Here is a 22001-nt window from a genome sequence, read left to right as displayed (position 1 = left end):
GGGGCGGGGCGGGCGGCAGCGTCTCTCGGTCTACTCGTACAAATACCCGACCGGCTTGCCTTCGTTGCGCAACGGACGAACGTCCGTCCGCGTAATGATCTGACCGGCCAGGCCATCGATTTCGTCGCGCTGCGTCGGCGTCCAGCTGCGAAGGTTCTCGATGCCCTTCAGCAAGCCCAGCCGGAGGATCTGGGTATTTTCGCTTAAGCCCACCAGATTGATCGTGTCCTTGCCCGCCGTGACCGTATCGCCGGTCGCCAGTTCAAAGTTTTCTCCCGCGCTGTTGGTGAATTCGGCCGAGCCGCGAATGACGCGATAGATGACCACCTCGCCTTTCCCGAGAAAGGCGGGGTCGGCGGCTACAGAAGCACTCTTGGGTAACAGCGACTGGCCGCGCGGGTCGGTCGCGATGATATGTCCGGTCGTAAGGCGGCCGCTCGGAACCTCGATCCCGATATCGCGCACATAAACCGGCCCTGCGGATTTGATCGGCGAGCCTGCCGGAAGCGGTCGGTACAGCGCTTCCAGCTCCAGCGGATCCTGCAGCCAGAAACAGGCATCGGCCGGACGGTCATGCAGCGCATGGCTCCAGGCAACGCGCGGCGTTTCCTCTTCGTTGATGTGGTCGTGATCGACCACCGTCGGATTGGGGAAGGTCGTGGGATCGGTGATGAAGGCCTCGAGAAATTTTCCGGAATAGCCCATCGACATCGGGTCCGGCACCACGGTCTGCGGCGTCTTCAGGTTTTCTTCGGTCGACAATCCCGCCCAGGTGTAAAACAGCTGCCGATGCACGATCGCGCTCTGCAGCATCACAGAACCGGGACCGACGTAGTAGAACCGGCCATCGTAATCGAAGGTGAACACGCCCGACGTAACCAGCACGAGTTGGTAGCCGCCGGGCGGAAGGTGCAGATGGAAATCGGTCGGGCCGGTATCAGAACGGTAGATCGGCAGATTTGTCGAGACTTCGTGGAGCAGGAAGGTTTCGTTGTTGGCATGAAAGCCTTCGTTGGCGCGATTGTAGAGCGCCTGCGGCCGATAGGTCGGTTCGTGCAAGGCATCGCGATCGCGATCGATCGCCACGAAATTGCTGGTGTTCAGGCGGAGGGGATCGCCGTTCGGGCGCGTAAGGCCAGGCCATTTGAGATCAACCGCGGCATGTATGTTCATGGCACCCTCCAATCCCTGAAGTTCAGCGAGACCTGAGGCCTATTCAATGTGCTGCAGGGCGCTCGGAATCGCCGATCGGTCCTAATGGACTTATGCTGCAATGCGAATTCCGGGCCAGTCCCCGCCGTGCCTCGCACCGGCTTTCCAGACGACGCGTCGGCGCCAGCCGATAAAAAAGGGCTAGGCTATACAGGATGTTAGACAACGGCCAAGCGGGGTTGCCTTATCTCTCATCAGCAAGGCCGCCTCTCAGAAGAGGGCTGTCTTGCGCAAATTCTTGGCAAGCATAGCCAGGAAAAGCGCAGGCGACTCGTGGCCGGCGTGTCGCCACCAGCCCCCTACTCCCTCACGGGTATCCAGATCTCGAGCCCACCGTTACCGGTGGCCGGATCGAATTTCTCGTCGTAGCGCTCGAAGGACGGCCCATCCGCCGCCTTCATGCCCGATGCCGGCAGCCAGTGATTCCAGATCGTGTTGACGGTGCGGCGGATGGTCGAGATGTGCTCGGCGTGGGTGAAGACTGCGTATGTCTGCTCGGGAATCCGCACGCGGGCGAACTCGCGCGGCAGATCCGAGAAGTCGGCGACCTCGATGCCGGCGATGTAATCGAAATTGCCGGCATCGTCGCCGTTGCAGCAGACGCCATAGGCAACCTTGCCGATCCGTGCCGGGATGTGATCGACGGTCTGGTGAAACTGGTGCCACAGGTTCGGAATGCCGGCGCCGCCGTTTTCATGGGTGCAGCGTTCGACGATCCCTGAGACCAGAAACGACTTGCCGGTTTCGAAGCGCGGGAGTTTCAGGTTTTCGAGCAGGGTCGAATCCATGACGATAGGCTCCTGAAGCTTGAGAAGATCGAGGCACGTTGCAGCGCGAACGGCTTCGGGCGTGACGCCGAAATGATCGCGGAACGCGCGGGTGAACGCTTCGTGAGAGCTATAGTCGGCCTCGAGCGCGAGGCTCAGAATATCGGGTGCGCCGGCCGCCAACGCCTGCGCGGCCCTGGTCAGGCGGCGAGCGCGAACGTAGCGCATCACCGAGAAGCCGGTCGCGGTGGCGAACGCCCGTACCAGATGGAAGCGCGAGACGCCGGCCACGCCGGCGACATCATCCAGCGTCAGCGGTTCGGCGAGGTGGCTTTCGATGTACCAGAGCGCTTTCTGGGCCGGATTCATGACTGATAGCCTTCGTGCAAAGCAACCGCATCATGCACCATGCGGCACGCTTCATTTGACAATCCTTGCTCTGCGCTTCAGCCGCTGACAATGTATCCGCAAAATAATGGGAGGAACCATGCTGATCACGGATGTCCGGGCCCACCATATCCGCATTCCCTACGACGCCGGTGTCGCGAGTTTCAGGCAGGGCGCGTCATCCATCGCGGCGCTGGAAATCATCATGGTCGAGGTTTCCACCGATGCCGGCATCACCGGCTGGGGCGATGCGTTCGCCTATGTCTGCACGCAGACTACCCGCACCGCGGTGGAGGAAATGATCGCCCCGCAGGCGAAGGGCCTGGGAGTGCCCGACGCGGCCAGCATTCCCGCTTTCATGGAACAGATCCAGCGCAACCTGCATCTGTTCGGGCGCTATGGCGTTACCATGTACGCAATTTCAGCGCTCGATATCGCATTGTGGGACATTGCCGCGAAGACCAGGGGCGTGCCGCTGCACCGGCTGCTCGGCACAGCGAAACGCGCGAAGGTTCCCGCCTATGCGAGCCTGCTGCGGATCGGCAATCCCGATCTGATTGCGCGCGAATGCGAAACGGCGGTCCGGCTGGGCTACAAGGCCATCAAGCTGCACGAGACCACAGCGCCCGCGGTGTTCGCTGCACGCAAGGCGATCGGCCGCGACATTCCGTTGATGGTCGACATGAACTGTCCGCTGACCGGCGAGGAGGCGATCGCCTTCGCGCATTCCTGCCGCGACGCCGCACCCCTGTTCCTCGAAGAACCCGTGTGGCCGCCGGAGGATTTTGCTACCCTCGCCGAGGTGCGGAGCAAAGGCGGGCTCAACGTGGCGGCCGGCGAGAATGCCTGCACGGTGCATCAGTTCAGGCAGATGATGGAGGCCGGCGCGGTAAGCCACGCGCAGCCTTCCGTGATCAAGGTCGGCGGCATCAGCGAATATCTCGCGGTGGCCGCACTGGCCGATGAACTCGGCGTCCGGCTCGCGCCGCATTCGCCCTATTTCGGGCCGGGCCTGCTGGCGACGCTGCACCTGCTGTCGCTGCGCGACGACGCAAGCTTCGTCGAGATGTTCTACATGAAGCGCGCCGGATGCCTGTGGCACGGCCGCGTCGATGTCGACGGCAATGGCGACATCGAGGTGCCGCAGGGACCGGGGATCGGCTATGAGCCGGATCTCGACGTGATGGAGCAGTTCCGCGTATCGTAATCCCTTCGAAAGACGCTGCTACTTCGCGCCCTCCTTGGCCGGCGCGGCATCCTTGGCGGCCGGCGGAGCCTCCTTGGCCGCCGCGGGTGTTGCGGGCTTCTTTGCGTCTTCTGCCGCCTTCTGCGCCGCCTGCAGCTCGACGACAATTTTCTGCATGCCGATCACCGCGCCCTTCAGCGCCTCGATCTGGCGGTTGGCGGCATCCAGCTTCTGCTGATGATCGGACGTCAGCTTGTTGATCGTCTTCTGCAGGAAGTCGACATTGCTCTGCAGGCAGGACGTGCGCCGCTCCATGGTCTTCTCGACAGTGCAGATCTCGATGCCCGGTACGTCCTGCGCGTGAAGCGTGCCCGGCCATGCTGTCGTCAGCAACGCGAAAGCGGCGAAGGCGATCCTGTTCATCGGAGCGATCATCAAAAATCCTCGTTTCAGAAACATTCGGCGCGCAGGACATCCATCACGGCAATTTGCACGACGCAAAGTCCCCACCCCAGTGATACCATACTGATACCTCATTCAGGCGTTGTGCTTCATCCCGTTAATCATGGGATGGATTTCGCCGCGAACTTTTAGCCGGTGCATGCCGGCCGCGGCAGTGGAGATTGATGGTTATGGCAACGCGTGAAAAACGGCTGGCTCAATTCGACGGGTGTGGGGACCCGCCGCCGAACCAGCCCGTGGAGGTTCTTTGCGAGGATCACAGCGGGACCTATCAACTGCCTTTCGCCTGCCGCTGGATCGACGGCCATTGGCGCAACGACAGGACCGGCGGCATGGTCGAGGCCACGGTGGTTGGCTGGCGCTTGCCGCGCTCCAGCGCGATGTGAATTCGCCCTAGACCGGCTGCGCCTGTGCCAGAATGCGACGCAATGGCGCGCGATGTTTACCTTCGGAACGGCGACGGAACGAATCGCGCCCGAATCACTGATTTGACGTCGTACGCCGTTGTTCACGGCTAGATGTCGTCCGCAAATTGAAGCGGCGCACCACATCCAGAACGAACACAATCGGCCGCAGCCAGCGGCCGACGACAAAGGTTAATTCCTCGGGAGAGGACATGGCGTTCGACGTCATGGCGTCGTTGGCAAATCTTGTCGATAGCTGCGGACGCCGACGATCAGAAATCTGCCGGACCGCCGATCGCGAGAAATTTTGGGCAGCGTCGCGCTAGCAGCTGAATGTCGCAAAGGCGAAATCCGCGCCGCGCGCGCGACGGCTGCGATGCGCCGAACCGCCCTGTCGCAGGCCGGATCGGCATGCAGGATGCGGGAAAAATCGGAAGACGATCGCCAAGACGGCGGCCAATGCTGCTCTCGGCCAGCATCGGCCCGGGCAAGCCTGCCCGTTGCCTCAGCCTCTCGGGCAGGCAAGGTCGCGCCAGGCCTGCCTAATATTCGACCTCGAGCTCTTCGATGTCGGCGGGCTCGGCCTTGGCGGCCTCGACCCATTCCTGCATCTCGGGCATCGACATGATGGTGCTGGCGTAGGCCGCCAGCCCGGGTTCGAGTTTCACGTCATAGGTCACGAACCGGGTGACGACGGGCGCGTACATCGCGTCCGCCACGGAGCGCTCGCCGAACAGGAACGGGCCCCCGGATTCCGCAAGGCATTCGCGCCAGATGGTGCAGACCCGGTCAATATCGGCCTGCGCGCGCGACCAGATCTTGAAGCCGGGGAAATGGCCCTTCAGATTGACCGGCAGCGAGGCGCGCAGCGTGGTGAAGCCGGAATGGATTTCGCCGCAGATCGAGCGGCAGTGCGCGCGCCGGATACGGTCGGCCGGCAGCAGGCCGGCGTCCGGCATCACCTCGTTGAGGTATTCCGCGATCGCCAGCGTGTCCCAGATGGTGGCGCCGTCATGGCGCAGGCACGGCACCAGGATCGACGATGACAGCAGCAGGATTTCCGCCCGCGCCGAGGCGTCGTCGGGTGCGGTGATGACCTCCTCGAATTCAAGTCCTGAGAATTTTGCCAGCAGCCAGCCGCGCAGCGACCAGGACGAATAATTCTTGCTGGAGATGGTCAGTGTGGTCTTTGCCATATGGCCTTCCTTCGTACCCCCAAATGCAGCCGCAAGGCATGGGGCGACCGACCGCACCGCCGCCCAATACCTGTGCGTCGACTATCTACTCAGCAAGCCACGTGCCAGTTTTTCAGGCCGGGAGGCCCCCGCTGGCGTCGATATTGCATGGCACCTGCGGACAGGGGCCGGTGTGTAAGCGATGCCAATGATGTCAATGATGTACCAAGCCTACCAGAACCACATGGACCTGACGTCGCCATGGCGGACCGGGGCCACGGCGGCATTGAAATTTCTCAATCTGGTGCCGCAGGGCGTTTCCGACCGGGCGTTCGGCCGGCTCGCCGCATCGCTCGAACTGATCTCGCGCTCCTCCCTCACCTATCACAGGCCGGCCTACGGCATCGAGCGGGTGATGGTCGGCAATCGGGAACTGGAGGTGACCGAGGAGGTTACCTTCGCCACACCGTTCGGCTCGCTCCTGCACTTCAAGAAGGAGAACGCGCCCGAGCAGCCGCGGATGCTGCTGGTGGCGCCGATGTCCGGCCATTTCGCCACCCTGCTGCGCGGTACCGTGAAGACGCTGCTGCAGGACCACGACGTCTACATCACCGACTGGCATAACCCGCGCGACATTCCGCTCCATGCCGGCCGCTTCGGGCTGGAGGATTACACCGACCATCTGATCACCTTTCTCGACAAGATCGGCCCCCGCGCGCACATGGTGGCGATCTGCCAACCATCGGTCTCGGCGTTGGCAGCGGCTGCCGTGATGTCGGAGGAGAATCACCCTGCTCGCCCGGCCACGCTGACGCTGATGGCCGGCCCGATCGACACCCGGATCCTGCCGACCAAGGTCAACGAATTCGCCAAGAGCAAGCCGATCAGCTGGTTTGAAAAAAACCTGATCAATTACGTACCGGTGCAGTGCAAGGGCGCGTTGCGAAAAGTCTATCCCGGCTTCGTACAGCTCACCGCCTTTGTGTCGATGAACCTCGAGCGACACATCAAGCAGCACATCGACCTCGCCGATCATCTCGCCAAGGGCGAGAAGGAAAAGGCCGAAATCATCAAGACCTTCTACGACGAATATTTTGCCGTGATGGACCTGCCGGCCGAATTCTACATCGAGACCGTGCGCGACGTGTTTCAGGAGCACCTGCTGCCGCAGGGCAAGCTGATGCATCGCGGGAAGCCGGTGAACCCTGCCGCGATCAAGCGCATGGGCCTGATGACGGTGGAAGGCGAAAAGGACGACATCTGCTCGATCGGTCAGACACTGGCGGCGCAGGACCTCTGCACCGGGGTCCGCGCCTATCGCAAGGTACATCACATGCAGGCCGGCGTCGGCCATTACGGCGTGTTCTCGGGGCGGAAGTGGAACAACGAGATCTATCCGCTGCTGCGGGATTTCGTGCATGTGAATGCGTGAGAAGCGTCTAGCCGCCATGTCCTCCGCACGCTAACATCCGCCCAAGGTCGACCATTCAAGAGTTGCCTGGGAGGAATCATCATGCGGCTTTCGGCCTATCTTCGCGCATGTGCGTTCGCGATTCCCAGCGTCATCCTGCTGACGGTCACGGCCGCTGCGGCCGAGGTACGGGTGATGATTTCGGGCGGGCTGGCGGCGGCCTACAAGGCGCTGATTCCCGAATTCGAACGCACGACCGGCCACAAGGTGCTGACCGCCTACGGGCCGTCGATGGGCACGACCGCCAACGCCATTCCGGTGCGGCTCGATCGCGGCGAAGCCGCCGACGTACTGATCATGGTCGGCTATGCGCTCGACGATCTCGTCAATAACGGCAAGGCGATCGCCGACAGCAAGATCGACCTCGTCAAATCGCCGATCGCGGTCGCGGTGAAGTCGGGCACGCCGAAGCCGGACATCTCGACATCAGATGCGCTCAAGCGCGCCCTGCTGGCGGTGAAAACCGTCGCCTATTCCGACAGCGCCAGCGGCGTCTATGTCTCGACCGAGATGTTCGGCAAGCTCGGCATTGCCGACGAGATGAAGAGCAAGGCGCGGAAGATTCCGGCTACCCCCGTCGGCGAGATCGTGGCACGCGGTGACGCCGAGATCGGCTTCCAGCAGATGAGCGAACTGAAGCCGGTGGAGGGCATCGACATCGTCGGTCCGCTGCCGAATGAACTGCAGAAGATCACGGTGTTTTCCGCCGGCATTGCTACCGTCTCGAAGGAACCGGATGCCGGCAAGGCGCTGATCAAGTTTCTCGCCTCGCCCGCGGCCCGCGCGGAGATGGTCAAGAGTGGCCTGGATCCAATTCCGGCGGGCGCAACGAATTAGCTAACGTTTGTATCGTCAGGGAATGACGAAGGGACGGCCCTCGTCTACTTCGCTTGCGTGCGCACCGGCCGATCCTTCAGGCCGTTGTTGTCATAGGCCTTGCGCAACGTGCCGTTGGTGATCGCTTCGTTCAGAAACGTAACCGCGAACGCCAGCGACAGCGGATGATGGGGCGGCACCGCCACTGCCGTCACGGTCTGCTTGAAGGTTTCGTCGAGCACGCGGGTGCCCGGGATCTGCTTTGCCATGGCGTTGAGCTGGTCGCGCGACAGCGCGAACGCGTCGATCTCGCCGGCCTTGAGCAGGCCGAAGATCTCGTCATAGGTCTGGTAGCCCGTGACCTTGGCGTTCTTCAGATGCACCATCGCGCCACGCATCGTCGTCGTGTTGTTGACGGCGGCGACGTTGATGCCCGGCTGATCGAGCGTTGCGAAATTCGTGACCACCGAGCCCGGCTTGACGATGTAGGTCGCGTCCGCGACCTCGTAGATCGGCCCGAATGCCATCCTGCCCTCGCGTTCCGGATCCTTCGGCAGGAAGGTGATGTCCCAGGTGCCCTTCGACGTCGCATCGACGATCTGCCCGGAATTGTTGTGCGCGACATATTCCACGGGGACGCCGAGTTGCGCCGCCATTGCCTTGCCGAGATCGACCGGCACGCCGGCATGACCGGTTTCGGTCCTGGTCGACCAGAACGCGCCGCCGGCCGGGCTGATCGCAATCGCCACCCGCAGCTTGCCGGTCGGCGCGATTTCTTTCTTCAAAGCGTCGGCAGCGGCAGGCGTCATCGTCATGATTGTTAATCCCAAAAATAGGCCGGCCATTCCCGGCAAGGGTTGATTGAACATCGGTTGTTCCTCCCCGCCAGCGAGGGGCTGGCGTTGCGCGCACCCGGCGTGGGGCGTCAGCGCTTCTTTTTCTTTGCAGCGGCCGCGCCTTTGGGCGCCGCCGCAGCCGGTGTTGCCGGCGTGGCCGGATCGGCGGTTTCAAACTTGCCGAAGGCAACGAGCTGGACACGCGCATTGGCGGGCGCGGCCGGGCGGCTGATGTCCTGCAACTGTTCCTCGCCCAGACCAAGGGCCAACAGCCGCTTTGGCGATACCTTGAAGGTATTCACCAGCACATCGCGGATCGAATCCGCACGCCGCTGACTGAGGATCAAATTATGGTCGCGCCGGCCAGCGGATTCGACATGATCGACGATCAGGTAGCGGTAAGGCCGCATTTTCGGGTCGGTCAACGCGTCGGCAATGCTGCCGATCGTCTGGTAGGAAGCCGGCCGGATCAGGGACGAATCCGGGTCGAACACGACGTCGAAACGGAGTTGCGGCAGTTTCGTCAGTTGCGGCGCGATCGGCGGGCGCTTTTGCGGCTGGGCGTCCGCCCTTGCCTTGATGCGGTCGGAGGCCTGCTGCTTCAGGGCAGCCAGGTCGATGTCCGACTCGGCTTCCACGGCGAGTTTCTCGATGATGTCCGCGCTCGACACGGCCGTTTGCGCCCGTGCTGCCGCGATCGGCCAGGCAAGCAGCGCGAGGGCGCCGAGCAAGAGAGCGATGCCGCGCGGCTGATACACCCAGGACATCAGCGATACCCCGCCGCACTGATCGCCTTGTTGCAGTTCGGCGTCGCCTTCTTGGTCGACTCTAAAAGGCATTGCAGGCCCTTGACCGGGTCTTCGCGGACCTCGCCGCACAGATGCTTCAGTTCCCAATTGCAAAGTTTGACCAGCGACGTCCGTGCGGTGATGCGCTGCTGGATAGCACCCAGCGCCGTCGGAAAGTCGGCCTTGCACTTCGCCGACACCACGTCCTGGTTGCGGTTCAGGCACTCCCGCAGCCGGGTCGCATCAAAATTGACGCCACGGCAGTTGTCGTCGATGTCCTTGCCGCAGCTCGCGGCCAGCATGGCGCCGGCCTCCTCGAACTTCATGGACTGCTGTGCCGCTGCCAGCGAGGGCGCCAATATCGCAATTATGAACAGGAAAAGCCGGATTCGGGTCATGTCCGCACCTCACACAAGGAGGGTGGCCGAGGTCAAGTGTTCTGTTTGGGTTCGCGACCATGCGGTCAATCTGCCGCGCCGCAACAATCCGGCCCGTTTCCTCCGATAGGCAATGACCGTTCCGGGAGGGTCCGCAGGACCAGAACCGGAATCAACACGCAATACCTGACGGAGTGACGACAGCATGAGTTCGACAGCCGCGTTCCTGGCCTCCTTTGTTTCGATCCTGATCGGCGCAGCGCTCGGCGTGCTCGTGAAGCGGACCCTGCCGGCTGCACCGCTCGGAACGGGATCCAAGCAGGCGATCCGTTTGGGCGCTGGCTTCCTCTCGACGCTGGCCGCACTCGTGATCGGCCTGATGATCGCTTCGGCGAAAAACACCTATGACAGCCACAACACCAACATCCGGCAGCTTGGCACCCATGCCGTGCTGGTCGACCAGTTGCTAGCCCAGTACGGGTCGGAAGCGAAGGCGGCGCGCACCCTGCTGCGGGACATCATACCATCCGCAACCTCTCGCATCTGGCAGGAAAATGCCTCGGGCAAGGGTGGCGCATCGGCAGTGGTCGTCAGCGATATGGCTGAACGCTTCTACAACGCGGTTGAAGGGCTGAAGCCCGCTAACGCAAAACAGACCTCGCTGAAATCCCGGATCACCCAGCTCTCGGCAGAAATGGGCCGGACGCGGCTATTGGTTTTCACCCAAGGCGACGACGGGATCCCGCTGCCGTTCTTCGTCGTGCTGGTGTTCTGGCTGGTGGTGATCTTCGCAAGCTTCAGCCTGTTCGCGGAACCCAACCTGATCGTGGTGGCGTCAACGCTCGTGCTCGCCCTTTCGGTATCGAGCGCGCTGTTCCTGATCGTCGATCTCAATCAGCCGTTCCAGGGTCTCATGCAAATATCGAACCATCATTTGCATGTGGTGCTGCCGAAGATCGAGTGACGCCATCGCAAGCCTATCCAGACCGTCCGCCGGCCATTATGTTGCGGAACAAAAAGCAGGTCGGGGACGAAATTCTTGATGCGTAAGGCCGGGTTTGATGCGGAATTCGATGTCGTCGTGGTCGGTGGCGGTTCCGCGGGCTGTGTGCTGTCGGCGCGGCTGACGGAAAATCCGAAGGTGTCGCTGTGCGTCATCGAGGCCGGCGGACGCGATCGCAACCCCTGGATCCATATTCCGATGGGCTTTGGAAAGCTGGTCCCGAACCCCAGGATGAACTGGGGTTACGAGACCGAACCCGAGCCGGGTCTTGGCGGGCGAACCGTGATCTGGCCGCGCGGCAAGGTGTTGGGCGGTTCCGGCTCCATCAACGGCCTCGTCTTCCTGCGCGGCGCACCCAGCGATTATGACGAATGGCAGCGTCTCGGCGCACGCGGCTGGAGCTACCGCGACGTGCTGCCCTATTTCAAGCGGATGGAGCACTGCGTCGATGGCGCCAACGATTGGCGCGGCATCGGCGGCCCGATGACGGTGTCGAACATCAAACGCCCCTCGACGACGGCAAGGGCCTTCGTGGAGGCCTGCGAGCGCCTGCAGTACCAGCGCAACCCCGACTTCAACGGCGAGCGCATCGACGGCGTCGGCTTCGCACCGCTCAACGTCCATAACGGCTGGCGCCGCTCGACGGCGGTCGGATATCTCAAGCCGAACCTCAATCGCAAAAACCTTGAGCTGATGACGAAGACCCAGGTCCGCCGCATCCTGCTCGACGGCAACCGCGCCATCGGCGTTGAAGTCGAGCGGGACGGCCGGATCCAGCGCATTGGCGCCCGGCGCGAGCTGGTCATCTCGGGCGGTGCGATCAATTCGCCGGTGCTGCTGCTCGCCTCCGGCATCGGCCCGGCCGCGGAGCTGGCCAACGTCGGCATCGACGTGAAACACGATCTTCCCGGCGTCGGCAAGAACTTGCAGGACCACTATCAATCGAGCTTCACGTTCAAGACCAACGCGACCGATACGCTGAACGAGGCCGTGATGAGCCCGGTCAAGTCGGTCAAGCTCGCCCTCGAATGGCTGCTCCGGGGATCGGGACAGCTCTCGGTCGGCGCGACCGAGGCGACGCTGTTTGCCAAATCAAGTCCCACTGAGCCGGTGCCCGACATCCAGTACCAGTGTCTGAATTTTTCGACCGACAGTTTCAAGACCGGGCTGCATCGCTGGCCGGGATTCACCTTCATCTTCAGCGTCTGCCGGCCGAAGAGCCGGGGCGAGATCACGCTGCGCGACGCGGAAGGGCGCACGCCGCCGCGGATCCGGGCCAATTACCTGACCGACCCCGACGACGTGCGCATTATGGTCGCGGCCTTCCGCATCGCCCGGCAGATCGTCGCGACCGATCCGTTCCGCTCGCTGGTGACCGAACAGATCAGGCCCGCTTCAGACGTTACAAGCGATGAACAGATTGCCGATTACGTCCGGAAATTCGGTTCAACCGTCTATCATCCCTGCGGCACCTGCCGGATGGGCGAGGACGACCGCGCCGTGGTCGACAGCGAACTCCGCGTCCGCGGCATCGACGGCCTGCGCGTGGTCGACGCGTCGGTGATGCCGGCGATGCCCTCGCCGAACATTCACCCGGCGACGATCATGGTCGCGGAGAAAAGCTCCGATATCATTGCAAGATCGCTGGCGGGCTGACGGCCCGCCTGACGATTATTTCGCCTGTGCCGCCGGCACCTTGATCTCCTGCGGCAGGATGATCGCGGCCACGATCACCAAGAGGCACAGCGCGCCGAACGCCTGCAGCATGGTGGCAAAACCGCCCCGCTCGTAGAGCCAGGCCACCAGCCCGACCGAGGCGCCCGCTGCGGTGAAGCCGACGAAATAGCGCAACGAATAGGCGCGCGAGCGCCATTCGTCGGTGGTGTACTTGCCGACCATGGCGTCATTGACAGTGACCTGGCCGAACGCGCCCATCACGATGCCGATGGCGGCGATGATCAGCGGCAGGTTCGACAGCGTCGCCGCAAAATACATGAACGGCGCCAGCACGAACGACAGCGGCAGCATCACCGTCTTCAGCGAATAACGGTCGATCAGCTTGCCGATGGTGTATTGCGTCATCGCGCCGAACACATAGACGCCGGCAGCGATGATCCCGAGCATGGCCGGGCTGCTGGTCAGTCCGGCCAGACGCTCGGCGAATAGCTTTGGCATCGCCACGGTGATGGCGTTGAAGGTGGTGGAGATCGCGATCACCACGATCAGCAAGGCCAGGAACACCCGCCACATGTCCTGCTTGGCGATGCGCGCCTGGGCCGCCGCCTGCCGCGTGCCGGTGCGGTCCTCGTGCACCACCATCAGCGCAAAGGCGACGCCGAGCAGAATCGTGATGATCCCGGGGACGACGAAGGCGGCGCGCCAGCCGAGATACTGCCCGATCACGCCGGTGACCAGCGCCGAGGATGCGACGCCGAGATTGCCCCAGACCCCGTTCAGGCCCATCTCGCGGCCGAGCTTGTCAGCATAAGATACGATCATCGCGGTCCCGACCGGGTGGTAGATCGAGGCGAACAGGCCGATCGCCAGCAGCGCCGCGCCGAGCTGCAGCGGCGTCTGGACGAAGCCGACCGAGATCATCGCCAAGCCGATGCCGAAGAAGAAGATCACCATCATGTGGCGGCGGCTCCAGCGGTCACCGAGCCAGCCTGTGATCAGCGAGCCGGCGCCGAAGGCGACGAAACCGGGGGTGGCGTAAGGCAACAGCTCCGAATAGGCCATGCCGAGCGCCGGCCCCATGATGATGACGGCGGCGGCGAAGATCAGCATCGCATAATGGTCGATGAAATGGGCAGCGTTGACGAAGGTAATCACCCTGGAGTGGCTGTTCATGGTCGATTCCCGAATCCCGCAATTTCCTGAAATCGGTTATACGGGGATGTCCTGACGGGATGTCGCCAATGAATATCGCCGAAAAGCCAATTGCCGCCATCATAGGCCGCCTGACCACGACCGGCGACGGCATCCACATGATCGCCAATACCTACAAGAAGGGCGTCCGGCTCCACACCCACATGCACCGCGAGGCACAGCTGGTCTATGCCGCCCGGGGCACGATGCAGGTGACGACGCCGAAGGGCCGCTGGCTGGTGCCGCCGGACCGCGCCGTCTGGGTGCCCGCGCAGTCGGAGCACGCGATCGACGTGCTGGCCGATATCGACATGCGGACGCTTTATTTCGAGCTCGACTGGCTGCAGCGCGAGGCACGCAGCCACAGCCTGGAGGCGGAATTCGTGGTGCGGGTGTCGCCCCTGCTGCACCAGACCATCCTGGCCCTGTTCGACGATCGCGGCGACCGCGAACGGACCGCGCTGCTGCTGCGGCTGGCGATGATGGAGTTGGACCAGGCAGAGGATTCCACCACCTTCATCCCGCTGCCGCGCGAGCCGCGCTGCCGGCGCGCCGCGGACATCGTGCTGGCCGACCCCACGGCTGACCATGAGATCGACAATCTGGCGAGCGAGGTCGGCACCTCGGTGCGAACGTTGTCGCGGCTGTTCTCGTCGGAAACACAATTGAGCTTCAAGAGCTGGTGCCAGCGCGCCCGAATCGCCGCAGCGATCGAAAAGCTCTCGACCGACGCCGGGGTTTCCGTCAAGCAGCTTGCCTCGAATCTAGGCTACGCCAGCGCGCCCGCGTTTTCCCATGCCTTCCGGCAGGTGACCGGAAAAACGCCGACGGAATTCATCGGCAAGGAGTAAAGGGACTTTGTCATGCGCGGAATTGCCGCCTCCGCCAAAGCTTCGGCGCGCCAGTATGGGCAAGCCCCCCGCGTATCCGTCAATCTCCGTAAAAGCACTTATGCCGAAACGGGATGGCTGGCCGGGCACCGGCGAGCGGAAGCGACGCCGTCCTTCGGACGTCTATGCGCGGCCATGACGACTGTTTTAGAGACATGACATATTTACGTACGATCGATACGCTTGATTGTGATCGGCACCGCCCCAAATCTCCTATAAGATTTCGTTTTATCAGCTGGATTCGACCCTCCGCATGGCCAACGCCTTCTTCTCCGACCTCCTCGCGACGATATCAGAACGGGGCCGCACACTGCTTCGGCGAGGCGAGCCATCCGTTGTCCGGCAGGACGCCTCCGAACTGCTCGACCTCTGCAAGGCGCTATTGTCGGGCCGTGGCGAAGCCTCCGGCACCGCGATGGCGCGCGACGTGCTCGACCAATACCACGACCTCGACGCCGCCGGCCGGCTGACCTTCTTCGAAGGTCTGGCGCGCGATTTCGGTCCCGACCGGGAAAAGCTGTCACAGGCGATCGAGAGCTGGCGCAGCCAGCCGAACGACTCTGACGCGAGCGACGTTCACTTTGCCTCCGAGCCGCAGCGGCAGGAACTGATGCGCCGGCTCAACCGCGCACCCGGCGGCACCAGCGACCTGGTGGCCATGCGCGCCGACCTGCTTGCCGCGATGAAGGGCAACAAGGATCTGGCCGCGCTCGACCGCGACGTCGTGCATCTGCTTTCTTCCTGGTTCAACAGGGGTTTTCTCGTGCTACGCAGGATCGATTGGTCGACGCCAGCCAACATTCTGGAACAGATCATTCGTTACGAGGCGGTGCACGCGATCCACGACTGGGCCGATCTACGACGCCGTATCGACCCGGTCGACCGACGCTGCTACGCCTTCTTTCATCCACAGCTTAACGACGAGCCGCTGATCTTCGTCGAGGTCGCGCTCACCGAGACGATCCCGACCGCGATCGGCCCCCTGCTCGCCGCCGAGCGCCAGCCGGTGCCGATCGAACGGGCGCGCACCGCCGTGTTCTATTCGATCTCGAATACGCAAAAGGGCCTTGGCGGCATTTCGTTCGGCAGCTTCCTGATCAAGCAGGTGGTCGAGGAATTGCGTCGCGAACTGCCAAAGCTCGACACCTTCATCACGCTGTCACCGGTGCCGGGCTTCATGCAATGGCTGAAACAGGCCGACGATGTTCCGGTTACCGACGAGGAACGCACGCTGCTGGAAAATCTCGACAAGCCGGACTGGTTCGAGAATCCGGAACTGACCGCGCAATTGCGCGCCGTGGTCGAGCCGCTCGCGGCGCACTACTTCCTCAAGGCCCGCACGTCAAAAGGCCGGCTGATCGATTCGGTGGCGCGCTTCCATATCGGCAACGGCGCGCGGCTGGAAAAGATCGACTGGCTCGGCGACCTTTCGCCCAAGGGCCTTCGCGAATCCGCAGGCATCATGGTCAACTATCTCTACCGCCTCGAAGACATCGAGAAGAACCACGAAGCCTATGCCAACCAGGGCGAGATCGCCGCTTCCAGCACGGTGAAGAAAATGCTCAAGACCGAGGGCCGGCGGCTACTCGATATGCGGCTGTCGCTGACCGGCGAGTAAGGTTGCTCTCGTAGCCTGCATGAGCGGAGCGACATGCGGGTCCCTTGCGAGGCATCACGTTCTGAGAGAGCGGTCCAGCATGTCGCTCCGCTTACGCGGGCTACATTCCTCGTTCAGATCTTGTACTCGTAGAGCAGGCGGGCGCGGATGGTGCCTTCCAGCGCCCTGATGTCGGCGAGCACGCGCTCGCCGTCGGCGGCCGACGCGTCGGCGTCAAGCACCACGTAGCCGACGTCGTGGGCGGTCTCGTAATATTGCGCGGCGATATTGACGGCGTGGCGCGCCAGCACTTCGTTGAGACGGCCGAGCATGCCCGGCAGGTTACGCTGCACCTGGATAAAGCGCGTGCCGGCCGGCCGCGGCGGCAGCTGGACCTGCGGGAAGTTCACGGCGCCCATCGTCGAGCCGGAATCGCTGTAATCGACCAGCTTGCGCGCGACTTCGGCGCCAATGCGCTCCTGCGCCTCCTCCGTCGAACCGCCGATATGCGGCGTCAAAATGACGTTCTCCAGCCCCTGCAGCGGCGTGACGAAGCGATCCGCATTCGAGCGCGGCTCGACCGGAAAGACGTCGACCGCAGCGCCCCGAAGCCTGTTTTCGCGCAGCGCCTCGGCGAGCGCCTCGAGGTCCACGACCGTGCCGCGGCTGTTGTTGATGAAATACGCCCCGTGCTTCATCGCGCGGATCTCCTCGCGCCCAATCATCCCATGGGTGGCGGCGGTTTCCGGCACGTGCAAGCTGACGACGTCGCTTTGCGCCAAGAGCTCGTGCATGCTCGCGGTCGGCTCGGTGTTGCCGTGGCGGAGCTTGTCGGTGTGATCGTAGAAGATCACCCGCATGCCCAGCGCTTCCGCAAGGTTGGAGAGCTGCGAGCCGATATTGCCGTAGCCGATGATGCCGAGCGTCTTGCCCCGCACCTCGTAGCTGTCGTCAGCCGACTTGTCCCAGCGCCCCTCATGGGCGGCGTTGGAGCGCGCCATAATCCGGCGCAGCAGCATGACGATCTCGCCGATCACGAGTTCGGCCACGCTGCGCGTGTTGGAGAACGGCGCGTTAAACACCGGGATGCCGCTGCGGCGCGCAGCGTCGAGGTCCACCTGATTGGTGCCGACGCTGAAACAGCCGATCGCGATCAGGCGGTCCGCGGCGTCGAGAACGTCCGGGGTGATCTGCGTGCGCGAGCGGATCCCGAGCAGATGCACGCCCTTGATGGCCTCCCTGAAGGCATCGCCTTCGAGCGCCTTGGGCAGGCGCGTCATGTTGGAATAGCCGGCGGCCTCGATCAACTGCACGGCGCTGTCGTTGACGCCTTCAAGGAGCAAGACCCGAATCTTGTCCTTGGCAAGCGAGAGGCGGGGAAGCTGGGTGGCCAAGATCGTGGCATCCTTCAACGATGGATGAATGATAAATGGCGATCCGGAAGCCGGGATTCGGCGGCAGGGCGAACGCCCTGCCCGGCCACCAGTTTTAGCCCTTCCTATGGCATCCGGCGCTATGCCGCCAGCGCCTTCATCTCCCTGTAGAGGTCGGATTTGCCCTCGAATCCGATGCCCGGCAGGTCGGGCATGGTGATGTGGCCGTTCTCGACGCGAACACCGTCCGGAAAACCACCGTAGGGCTGGAATAAATCAGGATAGCTCTCATTGCCGCCAAGGCCGAGGCCGGCCGCGATATTGAGCGACATCTGGTGGCCACCATGGGGGATGCAGCGGGCGGGCGACCAGCCGTGGGTCTTCAACACCGCCAGCGTGCGCTGGTACTCGCACAGGCCGTAGGACAGCGCGCAATCGAACTGCAGCCAGTCGCGATCGGGGCGCATGCCGCCATGACGGATCAGGTTCCTGGCGTCCTGGTGGCTGAACAGATTCTCGCCGGTCGCCATGGCTGCTGGATAGAATTCGGCCAACGCCGCCTGCAGCGCGAAGTCGAGAGGATCGCCAGCCTCCTCGTACCAGAACAGCGGATATTCCCGCAGCATTTTAGCGTACGCGATTGCGGTCTCCAGGTCGAAGCGGCCATTGGCGTCGACGGCGAGTTGCGCGTCCCGGCCGATCTCCTTCAGCACCGCCTCGACGCGCTCGCGGTCTTCGGCGATCGGCGCGCCGCCGATCTTCATCTTCACGACGTTGTAGCCGCGGTCGAGATAGCCGCGCATTTCGCCGCGCAGCGCCGACAGATCCTTACCCGGGTAATAATAGCCGCCGGCGGCATAGACGAACACGCGCGGATTGGCCTGCCGGCCGTGGCGCTCGGCGAGCAATCGGAATAGCGGTTTTCCCGCGATCTTCGCCACCGCATCCCACACCGCCATGTCGATGGTGCCGACTGCGACCGAGCGCTCGCCATGGCCGCCGGGCTTTTCATTCGACATCATGGCGGCCCAGACCTTGTCCGGATCGAGATTGCCGCCGCTGGCGTCGAGCAATGTCTTCGGATCAGCTTCCTTCAGCCGCGGCGCAAAGCGCTCGCGGATCAGCCCGCCCTGTCCGTAGCGGCCGTTGGAATTGAAGCCGTAGCCGACCACGCGCTTGCCGTCGCGCACAGCGTCGGTGACGACGGCAACCAGGCTCGTCGTCATCTTGGTGAAGTCGATATAGGCGTTGCGGATCGGCGAGGAGATCGGCTTTGTGATTTCGCAGACGTCGACGATGCGGACAGTCATGGTGATTGGCTTTCGGTTCTTGCAATGACGCCAAAGAGAGCGACATACCCACCACCGTTATTCCCGCGAAGGCGGGTAATCCAGTACGCCGCGGCCTATCGGGTTAACCGCCGCGGCCTCTGGAATACCGGATCCCCGCCTTCATGGCGACGCCGGCGGTTGCGGCGGAAGCGACCGCATCAAGACTTCGGCGTATCGCGGTAATACGGTTCCACCGGGCCGTGCACCTTGATGGTCAGTGGATTGCCATAGCGGTCCTTGGCATTGCCCGCGGTGACACGCACCCAGCCCTCGCTGATGCAATATTCCTCGACATTGGTCTTCTCGGCGCCCTTGAAACGGATGCCGACGTCCCGCGCGAGGATCTCGGCGTTGTAGTGCGGGCTCTTCGGATCGACCGAAAGACGGTCCGGAAATTCATTGTTCATCGCTTTGTTGGTCTCGTTCATAACAGTGCCTCGATGTCTTTTCTCATACCGTCGGGTGTCGCGGTCGGCGCGTAACGACCGACCACCCTGCCCGACCGGTCGACCAGGAACTTGGTGAAATTCCATTTGATCGACGAACCCAGCAATCCCGATTTCTCGTTCTTTAGATAGTTGAACAACGGATGCATTTGGCTGCCGTTGACATCGACCTTCGCGAACATCGGAAACGTCACGTCATATTTGGTCTCACAGAATTCTGCGATCTGTCTGGCGTCGCCGGGCTCCTGCCCACCAAATTGGTTGCAGGGAAAGCCGAGCACCGCAAAGCCGCGGGCTGCGAAATCGCGATGCAATTGCTCCAGTCCCTTGTACTGCGGCGTGAACCCGCAGGCGCTCGCCGTGTTGACGATCAACAGCACCTGCCCTTCGAACCGCGTCAGCGGCACATCTTCGCCGGCCAGCGACTGCGCCGTGAAATCGTAAACGCCTGCCATGGTCTGCTCTGTTCAATCCGCCGGATCGATCGCCGCCGACGGGGTTCCGCCGGCCTCGATCGCCTCGCCGGCAGCAAGGCACAAATCCTCGCGGTAACGGCCGGAAACCAGTTGCACGCCGACGGGCACGCGCCCGACCAGTCCAGTCGAAACCGTTAGCCCGGGAAGGCCCATGAAGGGAATGGCGATCTGCGGCAATTGGGCATGCCAGACGCGCGCAAACGACGCTTCGTCCTTGCGGTCGAGATGATCGGGAAACGGCAATTCGCCGGAGACCGGCATCAGCAACACCGCATAGTTTTCGAAAAACGCCAGCCATTCGCGGGTCAGCGTCAGACGCCGCGTCAGCGCCTTCGACAGGTCGAACGGGTGCACCTTGGTGCGGTTGCCGCGCAGGCAGGCCAGCGCGCCGGGATCGCCTTCGCGCTCGGCCATTTCCAACTGCGCATCGTAGCCATCGCCGAGCCAGAGTTTGGTTTGCAGATCGGCAGCCTCGCGCAGCGGCGGCGTATCGGTGATTTCCTCGACGATCCAGCCGGCGCGCTCCAACCGCTTGCCGGCATCCGCAACGGCCGCCCTCACCTCGGGCACAGGATCGAGCCCGTCAGGGTTGAGGCACATCGCGACGCGCTTGGGCATCGCCGGCCCTTCGAGCGGCGCCGGCACCCACCACGGATCGCGATAATCCTTCGCCGACATCGCCGCCAGCGCGATCCTGATATCGCCGATCGTGCGCGCCAGGGGCCCCGAAACGGCGCTGATCTGTGGCCCGATCGGCCGTTCAGGGAGCGCGGCGTTGTACGCTGCGATGCGGCCCAGGGTCGGCCGCAGGCCATGCACGCCGCAGGCGTAAGCTGGATAGCGGATCGATCCCGCAATGTCGGTACCGTGCGCGATATGCCCAATGCCGGCCGCGACCGCAGCTCCCGCGCCACCGGACGAACCGCCCGGGGTGATGGAGGGATCGCGCGGGTTTTTGGTGTCGCCATGGATGAGGTTGGTGGTGAACCAGCGATAGGAGAAGGCCGGGCAGTTGGTCCGTCCCAGAATGACGGCGCCGGATTTGCGCAGGTTGTCGACCACCGGGTTGTTGGTTTTCGCGATGGTATCGCGCTGCAGCTTGAGCCCGTTGGTGGTGGCAAAGCCCTGCTGGTCGATGTTGACCTTTACCGTGACAGGCACGCCGCCGAGCGGACCCGGATCTTCGCCGCGCCCGATCGCGGCATCAACGGCGGCAGCCTGCGCCAGCACGTCTTCAGGCCTGTGGTCCACCACGGCGTTGATCTTCGGATTGACCGCGTCCAGCCGCGCCAGCGCCGAGGTGGCCGCTTCCCTGGCCGAGACTTTCTTCGAACGGATCAGCGAAGCCATTTCGGCAGCCGACAGGCGCCAGAGGTCCTGCATGAAAAACTCCATTGTGATGGCGCCCTTGTAGCGCCGGGAGCGAGGCAATGCCAGCGGGCCCGCCGCCCGGATTTTAGCGTATGCGGGCGATGAAATAGGCGAGATCGGCGATCTGGTCCGGTGTGATCGGGCCCATCACGTCCGCCATGCTGCCGTCGTAGCCATGGCGGCTGTTGTCCTTGTACTCGGCAAGGGTCTTGGCAAGGTAGTCCTCGCGCTGATTGGCGATGCGCGGGACGTTCTCCTTGCCCGACAAATCCGGATTGTGGCAGGCGTCGCAGCGGTGCTGCTGCACCAGTGCCTGACCGAGCTGCATCCGTACGGGATCGCCGGCCTCCGCGGGCGGTGCGGGCTTTGGTATGCCGGCGATGAAGTCGGAAAAGAGGCGGAGATCGTCGTCGGTCAGCGGCTTCGCCATCTCGTTCATTGGGGCAAAGGTACGCAGCTTCTCGCGAAACATGAAGAGCTGGATCAGCGTGTAAGGCGCCTGCTGGCCGCCGAGCGAAGGGGTGTTCTCGGTCACGGACTGGCCCTTCTCGCCGTGACAGGCGAGACACGGCGCGATGCGCTGTTCGATGGTTTCGGCGCTGGCGGAAAAGGCGATGGAGGCGAACGCCAAAGCCAGGATTCGTTTTCGCATCAATGATACTCTGCAACAGGACCTGTCATGCCCGGCCTTGTGCCGGGCATCCACGTGTTAGCTAAACCGCAGCAAGACGTGGATGGACGGGACAAGCCCGGCCATGACGATGT

22 protein-coding genes are annotated in these 22001 nt (G+C 63.1%); 8 read left to right on the top strand and 14 right to left on the bottom strand.

All coding sequences use genetic code 11. From position 1 onward, the window contains the following. Positions 1–30 precede the first annotated feature (30 nt). Together QUH67_RS08235 and QUH67_RS08230 are read right to left on the bottom strand one after the other, a co-directional pair. Positions 31–1173 carry a hypothetical protein gene (locus QUH67_RS08235; RefSeq protein ID WP_300946180.1) on the bottom strand — a complete coding sequence of 381 codons (1143 nt, stop codon included), beginning with the start codon at positions 1171–1173 and terminating at the stop codon, positions 31–33. 338 nt (positions 1174–1511) lie between these two features. Then, entirely contained in the window at positions 1512–2348 is an 837-nt protein-coding gene (locus QUH67_RS08230) for an AraC family transcriptional regulator (protein ID WP_300946179.1), read from the bottom strand. A 118-nt stretch (positions 2349–2466) separates the two neighbouring features. On the opposite strand from QUH67_RS08230, the gene QUH67_RS08225 reads away from it, so the two are divergent. After that, positions 2467–3573: a mandelate racemase/muconate lactonizing enzyme family protein gene (locus tag QUH67_RS08225; protein WP_300946178.1), complete on the top strand. Its 1107-nt coding sequence runs from the start codon at positions 2467–2469 to the stop codon at positions 3571–3573. 18 nt (positions 3574–3591) lie between these two features. Here QUH67_RS08225 and QUH67_RS08220 read toward each other — a convergent pair whose 3' ends face one another. Next, the gene (locus QUH67_RS08220) at positions 3592–3987 is read right to left on the bottom strand and encodes a hypothetical protein (protein WP_407080415.1); all 396 of its coding nucleotides are present in this window, start codon (positions 3985–3987) and stop codon (positions 3592–3594) included. A 197-nt stretch (positions 3988–4184) separates the two neighbouring features. On the opposite strand from QUH67_RS08220, the gene QUH67_RS08215 reads away from it, so the two are divergent. Beyond that, the gene (locus tag QUH67_RS08215) at positions 4185–4400 is read left to right on the top strand and encodes a hypothetical protein (RefSeq protein WP_300946177.1); all 216 of its coding nucleotides are present in this window, start codon (positions 4185–4187) and stop codon (positions 4398–4400) included. A 560-nt stretch (positions 4401–4960) separates the two neighbouring features. Here QUH67_RS08215 and QUH67_RS08210 read toward each other — a convergent pair. After that, entirely contained in the window at positions 4961–5614 is a 654-nt protein-coding gene (locus QUH67_RS08210; protein ID WP_300946176.1) for a glutathione S-transferase family protein, read from the bottom strand. 187 nt (positions 5615–5801) lie between these two features. On the opposite strand from QUH67_RS08210, the gene QUH67_RS08205 reads away from it, so the two are divergent. Together QUH67_RS08205 and QUH67_RS08200 are read left to right on the top strand one after the other, a co-directional pair. Then, positions 5802–7025: a polyhydroxyalkanoate depolymerase gene (locus tag QUH67_RS08205; protein WP_300947972.1), complete on the top strand. Its 1224-nt coding sequence runs from the start codon at positions 5802–5804 to the stop codon at positions 7023–7025. A gap of 81 nt (positions 7026–7106) precedes the next feature. Further along, the gene (locus QUH67_RS08200) at positions 7107–7901 is read left to right on the top strand and encodes a substrate-binding domain-containing protein (RefSeq protein WP_300946175.1); all 795 of its coding nucleotides are present in this window, start codon (positions 7107–7109) and stop codon (positions 7899–7901) included. A gap of 44 nt (positions 7902–7945) precedes the next feature. Here QUH67_RS08200 and QUH67_RS08195 read toward each other — a convergent pair whose 3' ends face one another. The 3 genes from QUH67_RS08195 to QUH67_RS08185 all read right to left on the bottom strand — a co-directional run bounded on the left by QUH67_RS08195 (position 7946) and on the right by QUH67_RS08185 (position 9902). Beyond that, on the bottom strand, positions 7946–8695 hold the full coding sequence (locus QUH67_RS08195) for a transporter substrate-binding domain-containing protein (protein WP_300946174.1): 750 nt from the start codon (positions 8693–8695) through the stop codon (positions 7946–7948). Between the two features lie 110 nt (positions 8696–8805). Next, positions 8806–9483, bottom strand: coding sequence for an OmpA family protein (locus tag QUH67_RS08190; protein WP_300946173.1), 678 nt, complete (start codon positions 9481–9483; stop codon positions 8806–8808). Then, entirely contained in the window at positions 9483–9902 is a 420-nt protein-coding gene (locus QUH67_RS08185; protein WP_300946172.1) for a hypothetical protein, read from the bottom strand. Before QUH67_RS08185 ends, QUH67_RS08190 begins: the two co-directional genes overlap by 1 nt. 184 nt (positions 9903–10086) lie before the next feature. Here QUH67_RS08185 and QUH67_RS08180 point away from each other — a divergent pair, with 184 nt between their 5' ends. Together QUH67_RS08180 and QUH67_RS08175 are read left to right on the top strand one after the other, a co-directional pair. Further along, positions 10087–10845 (top strand): bestrophin-like domain, encoded by a 759-nt coding sequence (locus tag QUH67_RS08180; RefSeq protein WP_300946171.1) that lies wholly within the window; start codon positions 10087–10089, stop codon positions 10843–10845. Positions 10846–10923: 78 nt separating this feature from the next. Beyond that, positions 10924–12540 (top strand): GMC family oxidoreductase, encoded by a 1617-nt coding sequence (locus QUH67_RS08175; RefSeq protein ID WP_300946170.1) that lies wholly within the window; start codon positions 10924–10926, stop codon positions 12538–12540. 15 nt (positions 12541–12555) lie between these two features. On the opposite strand, the gene QUH67_RS08170 is transcribed toward QUH67_RS08175, so the two are convergent. Further along, complete coding sequence (locus QUH67_RS08170) at positions 12556–13734, bottom strand: MFS transporter (RefSeq protein ID WP_300946169.1); 1179 nt, start codon at positions 13732–13734, stop codon at positions 12556–12558. Positions 13735–13802: 68 nt separating this feature from the next. Here QUH67_RS08170 and QUH67_RS08165 point away from each other — a divergent pair, with 68 nt between their 5' ends. After that, positions 13803–14603 carry an AraC family transcriptional regulator gene (locus QUH67_RS08165; protein ID WP_300946168.1) on the top strand — a complete coding sequence of 267 codons (801 nt, stop codon included), beginning with the start codon at positions 13803–13805 and terminating at the stop codon, positions 14601–14603. Between the two features lie 292 nt (positions 14604–14895). Further along, complete coding sequence (locus QUH67_RS08160; protein ID WP_300946167.1) at positions 14896–16260, top strand: malonyl-CoA decarboxylase; 1365 nt, start codon at positions 14896–14898, stop codon at positions 16258–16260. A 113-nt stretch (positions 16261–16373) separates the two neighbouring features. Here the strand turns inward: QUH67_RS08160 and serA are convergent, their stop codons facing one another. From serA to QUH67_RS08130, 6 genes are all read right to left on the bottom strand, one after another. Continuing rightward, the gene (gene serA / locus QUH67_RS08155) at positions 16374–17633 is read right to left on the bottom strand and encodes a phosphoglycerate dehydrogenase (protein WP_300946166.1); all 1260 of its coding nucleotides are present in this window, start codon (positions 17631–17633) and stop codon (positions 16374–16376) included. A 119-nt stretch (positions 17634–17752) separates the two neighbouring features. Continuing rightward, on the bottom strand, positions 17753–18922 hold the full coding sequence (locus QUH67_RS08150; protein ID WP_300946165.1) for a mandelate racemase/muconate lactonizing enzyme family protein: 1170 nt from the start codon (positions 18920–18922) through the stop codon (positions 17753–17755). Between the two features lie 179 nt (positions 18923–19101). Further along, entirely contained in the window at positions 19102–19371 is a 270-nt protein-coding gene (locus tag QUH67_RS08145; RefSeq protein ID WP_300946164.1) for a DUF3297 family protein, read from the bottom strand. Continuing rightward, positions 19368–19844, bottom strand: coding sequence for a glutathione peroxidase (locus QUH67_RS08140; RefSeq protein ID WP_300946163.1), 477 nt, complete (start codon positions 19842–19844; stop codon positions 19368–19370). The genes QUH67_RS08145 and QUH67_RS08140 overlap by 4 nt, the downstream gene beginning before the upstream one ends. Before the next feature lie 12 nt (positions 19845–19856). After that, positions 19857–21248: an amidase family protein gene (locus tag QUH67_RS08135; protein ID WP_300946162.1), complete on the bottom strand. Its 1392-nt coding sequence runs from the start codon at positions 21246–21248 to the stop codon at positions 19857–19859. Between the two features lie 73 nt (positions 21249–21321). Then, entirely contained in the window at positions 21322–21888 is a 567-nt protein-coding gene (locus QUH67_RS08130) for a c-type cytochrome (RefSeq protein ID WP_300946161.1), read from the bottom strand. Positions 21889–22001: the final 113 nt, after the last annotated feature.

This window comes from Bradyrhizobium roseum (genome assembly GCF_030413175.1).
In the GTDB taxonomy this organism is placed as follows: Bacteria; Pseudomonadota; Alphaproteobacteria; order Rhizobiales; family Xanthobacteraceae; genus Bradyrhizobium; species Bradyrhizobium roseum.
Note: the sequence above shows the minus strand (reverse complement) of the source record. Positions and strands in the feature narration are given on the sequence as shown.

What these genes read in the sequence shown, in the direction of transcription:
- QUH67_RS08180 (WP_300946171.1), top strand. Translation starts at nt 10,087, where the DNA reads ATGAGTTCGACAGCCGCGTTCCTGGCCTCCTTTGTTTCGATCCTGATC.
- QUH67_RS08185 (WP_300946172.1), bottom strand. Translation starts at nt 9,902, where the DNA reads ATGACCCGAATCCGGCTTTTCCTGTTCATAATTGCGATATTGGCGCCC.
- QUH67_RS08145 (WP_300946164.1), bottom strand. Translation starts at nt 19,371, where the DNA reads ATGAACGAGACCAACAAAGCGATGAACAATGAATTTCCGGACCGTCTT.
- QUH67_RS08150 (WP_300946165.1), bottom strand. Translation starts at nt 18,922, where the DNA reads ATGACTGTCCGCATCGTCGACGTCTGCGAAATCACAAAGCCGATCTCC.
- QUH67_RS08135 (WP_300946162.1), bottom strand. Translation starts at nt 21,248, where the DNA reads ATGCAGGACCTCTGGCGCCTGTCGGCTGCCGAAATGGCTTCGCTGATC.
- QUH67_RS08200 (WP_300946175.1), top strand. Translation starts at nt 7,107, where the DNA reads ATGCGGCTTTCGGCCTATCTTCGCGCATGTGCGTTCGCGATTCCCAGC.
- QUH67_RS08220 (WP_407080415.1), bottom strand. Translation starts at nt 3,987, where the DNA reads ATGATCGCTCCGATGAACAGGATCGCCTTCGCCGCTTTCGCGTTGCTG.
- QUH67_RS08130 (WP_300946161.1), bottom strand. Translation starts at nt 21,888, where the DNA reads ATGCGAAAACGAATCCTGGCTTTGGCGTTCGCCTCCATCGCCTTTTCC.
- QUH67_RS08195 (WP_300946174.1), bottom strand. Translation starts at nt 8,695, where the DNA reads ATGACGATGACGCCTGCCGCTGCCGACGCTTTGAAGAAAGAAATCGCG.
- QUH67_RS08205 (WP_300947972.1), top strand. Translation starts at nt 5,802, where the DNA reads ATGATGTCAATGATGTACCAAGCCTACCAGAACCACATGGACCTGACG.
- QUH67_RS08160 (WP_300946167.1), top strand. Translation starts at nt 14,896, where the DNA reads ATGGCCAACGCCTTCTTCTCCGACCTCCTCGCGACGATATCAGAACGG.
- QUH67_RS08215 (WP_300946177.1), top strand. Translation starts at nt 4,185, where the DNA reads ATGGCAACGCGTGAAAAACGGCTGGCTCAATTCGACGGGTGTGGGGAC.
- QUH67_RS08165 (WP_300946168.1), top strand. Translation starts at nt 13,803, where the DNA reads ATGAATATCGCCGAAAAGCCAATTGCCGCCATCATAGGCCGCCTGACC.
- QUH67_RS08170 (WP_300946169.1), bottom strand. Translation starts at nt 13,734, where the DNA reads ATGAACAGCCACTCCAGGGTGATTACCTTCGTCAACGCTGCCCATTTC.
- QUH67_RS08230 (WP_300946179.1), bottom strand. Translation starts at nt 2,348, where the DNA reads ATGAATCCGGCCCAGAAAGCGCTCTGGTACATCGAAAGCCACCTCGCC.
- QUH67_RS08175 (WP_300946170.1), top strand. Translation starts at nt 10,924, where the DNA reads ATGCGTAAGGCCGGGTTTGATGCGGAATTCGATGTCGTCGTGGTCGGT.
- QUH67_RS08140 (WP_300946163.1), bottom strand. Translation starts at nt 19,844, where the DNA reads ATGGCAGGCGTTTACGATTTCACGGCGCAGTCGCTGGCCGGCGAAGAT.
- QUH67_RS08235 (WP_300946180.1), bottom strand. Translation starts at nt 1,173, where the DNA reads ATGAACATACATGCCGCGGTTGATCTCAAATGGCCTGGCCTTACGCGC.
- QUH67_RS08225 (WP_300946178.1), top strand. Translation starts at nt 2,467, where the DNA reads ATGCTGATCACGGATGTCCGGGCCCACCATATCCGCATTCCCTACGAC.
- QUH67_RS08190 (WP_300946173.1), bottom strand. Translation starts at nt 9,483, where the DNA reads ATGTCCTGGGTGTATCAGCCGCGCGGCATCGCTCTCTTGCTCGGCGCC.
- QUH67_RS08210 (WP_300946176.1), bottom strand. Translation starts at nt 5,614, where the DNA reads ATGGCAAAGACCACACTGACCATCTCCAGCAAGAATTATTCGTCCTGG.